Below are 6,567 nucleotides of genomic sequence, written 5' to 3'. Positions count from 1 at the left end.
TATTGGCCTACAACCTGAAGCGCGTCATGAATATACTTGGGGTTGCCGGGATGATGAAGGCGATGAGGATGACTGCAAGCTGAAGCCCCAAGGGGCTTCTTGCGCCCGCGGATGTTTGATTAGCGCAAGCGAGACGCATCTAACTTTATCGACCGACCGGCAACCTCGCCCTCAGAGCCAAAACTGAGTTTCCACACAGGCTCGGCCAGTTTGAGACACTGGCAGAGTCGGCGTTGTAGCGGAGAACGGCCGTTCACTCCGCGCTCCCCCTTTCGCAGTTCACCCTACCTATTCAATGATCTAGAAGTGCCTTTCCGGCACGCACATTGGACCAAGGTCCAATGGCGGCCTTTACACCAGACTCATAGCCTATGGGTTGGGGCGTGCAAATCCATGCGGATCCCATGTCCCGTCGCTGCGCAAGCGCCGTGGAACAAGGGCGAGCTGCGCTGGGCGGAAGCAGCGGTGAAGCGGGAGGAAATTTACGCGATCCAGGGCACTGATAAAGCTATTCAGTGAGACCTGCAAGCTCACAAGGGTACGTTTGCTCGTCGTATGCCACGCCACGGGCAAATAGCATTCAGCAGAACCATCTCGGCTGGATCAAGGCAGCGCGCTGGCGCAGGCTGGGATCTTCAAGAATCAATGCGTGGGTAACGGACGGGCACTGTGACCGGCAACGCGATTCGCAAGGCGACCGATGGCATCGCCGATTTCCTTAGACTGGAATCGGCGGGCGGCCTGCTGCTAGTGGCCGCAGCAGCACTCGCGCTGATCTGCAGTAACTCGCCGCTTCGACATGCGTATGACGATCTGCTGAAGATCCCTGTGGAAGTGCGTATTGGATCGTTTGTCGTCGCGAAGCCGTTACTGCTGTGGGTCAACGACGGTTTGATGGCTATCTTCTTCCTCCTCGTCGGGCTGGAGGTCAAGCGTGAGGTGATTGAAGGAGAACTGAGCACTCCCGCACAGGTCGTTTTACCTGTCGCTGCCGGGGTGGGCGGAATGGTAGTGCCCGCACTTATCTATGTCCTGTTTAATCACGGACATGGCGCGACCTTGACTGGCTGGGCCATTCCTACGGCCACTGACATTGCATTTGCGCTCGGCATACTTTCCCTTCTCGGCAACCGGGTACCGGTGTCGCTGAAAATATTTCTAACTGCAGTGGCGATTGCCGACGATCTTGGCGCGATCGTGATCATTGCGCTGTTTTACACCGCAGACCTGTCCATTACGATGTTACTTTTCGCGGCCGTGGCCATTGCGCTGTTGATCGGCTTGAACCTGCTAAAAATCACGCGAATCGCACCTTATGTTTTTGTCGGCGTGATCTTGTGGGTATTTGTTCTGAAGTCCGGTGTTCATGCAACGCTTGCGGGGGTTGCAGTCGCTTTCGCCGTGCCGTTAACGACAGCGGACGCCCAGGGCCACGCGCCCCTGCACGAGCTCGAGCACAACCTTCATCCTTGGGTGGCCTTCGGTATTTTGCCGATTTTCGCTTTCGCAAACGCCGGTGTCTCGTTCGCCGGCGTTACGATGACGGCGCTGGCAGAACCGCTGCCGCTTGGCATCGCCGGAGGTCTTTTCATCGGCAAGCTCGTCGGTGTCTGTGGGGCAAGCGCCGTGCTGGTTCGGCTCGGGCTGGCCAGACTTCCTGAAGGAACCAACTGGCTACAACTGGTTGGCGTCGCCGCATTGTGTGGCGTCGGCTTCACCATGAGTCTGTTCATCGGCTCCCTCGCTTTCGACAGCCCCGAATATTTCACGCCCCTGCGGCTGGGCGTCATCGTGGGCTCGACACTGTCGGGCGTGACGGGTTATCTGTTGCTCAGGTTCGCGTCGGGTGACACCAGCGGAAGTCCGTCAGGCAAGGCTAACTAATCGGTCTACCAACCGGAGAGGAACATCGTGAGCCTCGACACCCTGGAAACGCTGATGGCCGCGTCGCTCGTACTTCTGCTCGGGAGGTGGATCCTCGCCCGGATACCCGTACTGCGGGCTTACAGTATCCCCGAACCGGTAGTCGGCGGACTACTTGTCGCGCTGCTGGTTTTTGCGCTGCGCAGCGCCTTGAAAATCGACGTGCGTTTCGACACTGCGCTTCAAGTGCCGCTGATGCTCACGTTCTTCGCTACCATCGGTCTTAACGCGGATATCGCAGGGCTGAAAGCGGGCGGGCGGGCGCTGATTGTCTTTCTGGGCGCAGTGGTCGGGCTGCTTGTGATGCAGAATGTGCTCGGCATCGGCCTCGCCTGGGCGTTGGGGCAAGAGCGCATTCTCGGCCTGCTCGGGGCGTCCGTCACCCTGTCAGGCGGCCATGGCACCGGTGCCGCATGGGCCAAGGTGTTTGCAGAACGTCACGGGCTCGCATCGGCGACAGAGATCGCGATTGCCTGCGCCACGTTCGGCTTGATACTCGGAGGATTGATTGGCGGTCCGGTCGCGCGCTTCCTCATCACGCACTATGGCCTTGCTCCCAACCCCGAATCGAATTCCGCCGGTACGACCGGCTTCGAGCAGCCCAAAGCGGTGCGCCCGATCACCGCGGATGCAGTCATCGAGACAGTGGCGCTCATCGCCGTTTGCCTCGCGGTCGGCTCGGCGCTCGCGTCCTGGTTGAATGGCACGGCGTTCGAGTTGCCCGCATTCGTGTGTGTATTGTTCGTCGGCGTCGTTCTTCGAAACGGGCTTGCTGTGCGCGGCTGGTATCAGGTCTTCGAGGACGCAACGGCGCTGCTCGGCAATATAAGCCTCGGACTCTTTCTGGCGATCGCACTGATGAGCTTGCGGCTGGGGGACCTGGCCACGCTTGCGCTACCCCTTCTCGCAATCCTGATAGTCCAGGCGATGGCCATGGCCGGCTACGCAATCTTCGTCACCTTTCGGATCATGGGACGGAATTACGATGCGGCGGTCCTGGCAGCGGGGCACTGCGGTTTCGGCCTCGGGGCTACGCCAACTGCAATCGCGAACATGCAAGCCATTACGGGGCGATTCGGCCCCTCTCATCTGGCCTTCCTGATCGTACCGATGGTGGGAGCGTTCTTCATTGACATCGCGAATGCGATCGTGATCAAGTTGTTCCTGCTGTTGCCAATTTACGGGTAGAGATGGCGCCATTGGCCATCCCCGCGAACTATGTGCTGGCAATTCCACCAATCAAACGGTCTGGATTCCCTGCGCCATGTCCATTTTCAGACCAGGAATTCGACGACCCCACCGTTTAGGTGGTACATCGCTCCAACAATTTTTACTTTTCCATCCTTCTCCATCGGGGCCAGCACGTTACTGCCATTTCGTATTGCGTCGATCGTGCGTCGAACATTGGTTTTCGCCACCGCATCGACAAATTCATAATTCTTACTGCTTCTGTCACCAGAGTATTGCGTCTCATCCACAGCCGGTCTGATCTTGGCCAGGAGACCCGTCAGGTTTCCCAGTTCAACGTGATCAATGGCGCCCTTGATTGCCCCGCATCCTGTGTGCCCCATAACCAATATAACTTTAGCGCCGGCCGCCGCACAAGCAAACTCCAGGCTTCCAATGAGATCCTCATTAGCGATATTGCCCGCAATACGCGCGTTAAAAGTATCTCCAATTTTCGTGTCAAGGACGATCTCGGCCGGAGCCCGGGAGTCAATGCAACTCAAGATCACCGCCGCCGGATATTGCCCGCCGGCAGTAGCTCTCTTTTGCGTCAAATAATCGTGAGGCAGCATTTTCCCCAAACGGAAACGTCGATTTCCCTGCTTCAGGTCCTCGATAATCTGGTCCGGTGTCAACTTGTCTCGCTCAGACTTCGATAGCGCCGCCGCGTAAGCCGATTCAACGCCCCCCATGCTTCCCGCCAGCCCAACGGCTGCGACGCTCAGGGCAGTCTTCAGTACGGTACGTCTTCCAACGCTGTTAGAGGACTCCGCCGGACAACAGTCAGTTTTCTGGTGCATTTCATTCTCCGCAAACAACCGCAAAACGATCATTGCCATCGGCATCACGGACGCTGTCGTGCGTCATTGGGCGATTATCTTCGCGGCCGCTCCCTGACGGGCGACAGCAGATCGCCATGCCACCTGCTCCGCAGCGTGTGGAATAGCCCTAAACGGATGGTATTTGCACTGAGGCTCTTAGGCTATTGGACTTTGGTCCCATGGAGGGACGAGCAAAGCTATGGAAACCGACCGTTCCATACACTGCGCAATTGGCCTAAAGTTCAATTGCCGGAAGCAGTAGGTCCGACAATACTTTACTGGATGCGCAATCAGGCAGGGTTTGGCCGTTGTGGGGGTGAGGCGATGTCTGAGAATCGGTATGAGGCGACGCCTGACGGTTCGAAATCGGACGACAGGCTGGGCAACAAGCCATACGGGAAGGAACTGGCCCAGCTTCACGTTGAAATGGTCAAGCTCGAGGAGTAGGTCGTGCACCATCACGATGATCATAAGCTAACCTGATTTCATAAGGGAGATAATGATCATGCAAGACGCACATGTGCTGTTGCCCGACGCGCTGGTAGTGCTCGCGATCGCGATCGCCTCCCGGTTGGGAGACTTCTGCTCCGAAGCAACGAACCGGCGTCTTACTTACCTCGTCGCGCTCCTGTCGTCGACCGCGGCGGGCGTGTGGTTCGCGATCCAGTCATTCGATTCGCACCAGTACTATTTCTTCTCGCGGATGATCGTGATCGATTCATTCGCCAGCGTGATGAAGGCGGTCGTGTCGCTCGGCTTCGCTGTCTCGCTGGTCTATTCGCGTAGATACCTCGAAGATCGCGGCCTGTTCCGCGACGACGTGTTCCTGCTCGGCATGTTCTCGCTGCTCGGCCAGTTGATCATGATCTCGGGCAACCACTTCCTGATGCTGTACCTCGGTCTCGAACTGATGTCGCTATCGCTGTACGCAATGATCGCGTTGCGCCGCGACGTCGCGCAATCGAGCGAAGCGGCGATGAAATACTACGTGCTTGGCGCACTGGCTACGGGTTTCCTGCTGTACGGCATCTCGATGCTCTACGGCGCGACGGGCTCGCTCGAACTGAGCGAGGTACTGAAGGCGGTTGCTTCGGGCCGCATCAACGATGCCGTGCTGCTGTTTGGCGTGGTTTTCATCGTCGCAGGCGTTGCATTCAAGATGGGCGCGGCGCCGTTCCATATGTGGGTGCCGGACGTCTATCAGGGTGCGCCGACCGCAATGACGCTCTTCGTCGGCGGCGGTCCGAAGGTCGCGGCGTTCGCGTGGGGCCTGCGCTTCCTCGTGATGGGTCTGCTGCCGCTTGCCGTTGACTGGCAGGAAATGCTCGTGCTTCTCGCGGCGCTATCGATGATCGTCGGCAACATCACGGGTATCGTCCAGCGCAACATCAAGCGGATGCTGGCTTATTCGGCGATTTCGAACATGGGCTTCGTGCTGCTCGGTCTGCTGGCGGGCGTTGTCGACGGCAAGGCCGGTGGCGCGGCCAGCGCGTACGGTTCGGCGATGTTCTACAGCATCGTGTATCTGGTTACGACAACAGGTACGTTCGGCATGGTTATGCTGCTCGCACGTCGCGATTTCGAAGCCGAGACGCTCGACGACTTCAAGGGTCTCAACCAGCGCAGCCCGGTCTTCGCGTTCGTGATGATGGTGATGATGTTCTCGCTCGCGGGCATTCCGCCGACGGTTGGCTTCTACGCGAAGCTCGCCGTGCTCGAAGCGACGGTGAACGCAGGTCTGACGTGGCTCGCGGTGCTGGCCGTGATGACGTCGCTGGTCGGCGCGTTCTACTACCTGCGCATCGTCAAGCTGATGTACTTCGACGCGCCCCAGGACACGACGCCGATCTCGGCCGGCGCCGGTAACCGCACGCTGCTTGCGCTGAACGGAGTGGCTGTGCTGGTGCTTGGCATCGTTCCGGGTCCGCTGATGACGGCCTGCCTGCAGGCTATCTCGCACACACTGCCGCTGTAATATCCGCAGCAGGCTGGTTTACCCGGACGCTTATGATAGAAATTCACGCGTACCTTGTTCATCCCCCTATCCCGGCCGGGATGTATCCTCTAGACAGGGCGTCGCGGTTGCAGCGAACACGCGAGCATGGAAAGTGCGTTCAGCGATTTCGGGCGCGGCGCCCGGAGTAGTAGCGGTGATGACATGAAGCGTATTTATGCAGTGATTGTCTTGTGCAGTGCGTTGGCAGCATGCATATCGGCGGGTGTCGACGTCAAACCAGAGCAGCTGTCGAGCTTCAAGCAAGGTGTGACTGGCCTTGACGAGGTTGTCGCCGTGCTTGGATCTCCAACGGCACAGACCACGCTAAGCGATGGATCGACCGTGCTGATCTATTCATTCGTCACATCGAGGCCTCGTCCCGAAAGCTTTATCCCGCTCATCGGTCCGCTCTTCGGCGGGGCCGACACGCAATCTTCGACAGTCGTGTTCGAGTTCGACGAATATGGCGTTCTCACGAGTCAGCGCAGGACGACATCGAGCGGTGCACAGGGATTGAGTGCGAAGACGCCCGGCACGCTGCCGCAATCGGATGAGCCTGGTCAAACGAAGTAGCTTGAGCCCGGCCTGTCCGCGAATGCG

Annotated in this window: 5 protein-coding genes; 4 read left to right on the top strand and 1 reads right to left on the bottom strand. The window is 58.6% G+C overall.

What is annotated here, in order from left to right:
- Window positions 1-669 precede the first annotated feature (669 nt).
- Window positions 670-1,884 carry a Na+/H+ antiporter NhaA gene (gene nhaA / locus FSO04_RS37615; protein ID WP_174825332.1) on the top strand — a complete coding sequence of 405 codons (1,215 nt, stop codon included), beginning with the start codon at window positions 670-672 and terminating at the stop codon, window positions 1,882-1,884.
- A gap of 27 nt (window positions 1,885-1,911) precedes the next feature.
- Complete coding sequence (gene gltS / locus FSO04_RS37610; RefSeq protein ID WP_414693504.1) at window positions 1,912-3,111, top strand: sodium/glutamate symporter; 1,200 nt, start codon at window positions 1,912-1,914, stop codon at window positions 3,109-3,111.
- Between the two features lie 86 nt (window positions 3,112-3,197).
- Here gltS and FSO04_RS37605 read toward each other — a convergent pair whose 3' ends face one another.
- Window positions 3,198-3,950 (bottom strand): carbonic anhydrase family protein, encoded by a 753-nt coding sequence (locus FSO04_RS37605; protein WP_154566545.1) that lies wholly within the window; start codon window positions 3,948-3,950, stop codon window positions 3,198-3,200.
- 526 nt (window positions 3,951-4,476) lie between these two features.
- Between FSO04_RS37605 and nuoN the strand changes: the two genes are divergently transcribed.
- Both nuoN and FSO04_RS37595 read left to right on the top strand, forming a co-directional pair.
- On the top strand, window positions 4,477-5,946 hold the full coding sequence (nuoN, locus tag FSO04_RS37600; protein WP_154566544.1) for an NADH-quinone oxidoreductase subunit NuoN: 1,470 nt from the start codon (window positions 4,477-4,479) through the stop codon (window positions 5,944-5,946).
- Window positions 5,947-6,072: 126 nt separating this feature from the next.
- The gene (locus FSO04_RS37595; protein WP_408382656.1) at window positions 6,073-6,540 is read left to right on the top strand and encodes a hypothetical protein; all 468 of its coding nucleotides are present in this window, start codon (window positions 6,073-6,075) and stop codon (window positions 6,538-6,540) included.
- The last annotated feature ends 27 nt before the right edge of the window (window positions 6,541-6,567 follow it).

Origin of the sequence: Paraburkholderia madseniana (assembly GCF_009690905.1) — a bacterium.
Lineage (GTDB): Bacteria > Pseudomonadota > Gammaproteobacteria > Burkholderiales > Burkholderiaceae > Paraburkholderia > Paraburkholderia madseniana.
Note: the sequence above shows the minus strand (reverse complement) of the source record. Positions and strands in the feature narration are given on the sequence as shown.

What these genes read in the sequence shown, in the direction of transcription:
- nuoN (WP_154566544.1), top strand. Translation starts at nt 4,477, where the DNA reads ATGCAAGACGCACATGTGCTGTTGCCCGACGCGCTGGTAGTGCTCGCG.
- FSO04_RS37605 (WP_154566545.1), bottom strand. Translation starts at nt 3,950, where the DNA reads ATGCACCAGAAAACTGACTGTTGTCCGGCGGAGTCCTCTAACAGCGTT.
- FSO04_RS37595 (WP_408382656.1), top strand. Translation starts at nt 6,073, where the DNA reads ATGGAAAGTGCGTTCAGCGATTTCGGGCGCGGCGCCCGGAGTAGTAGC.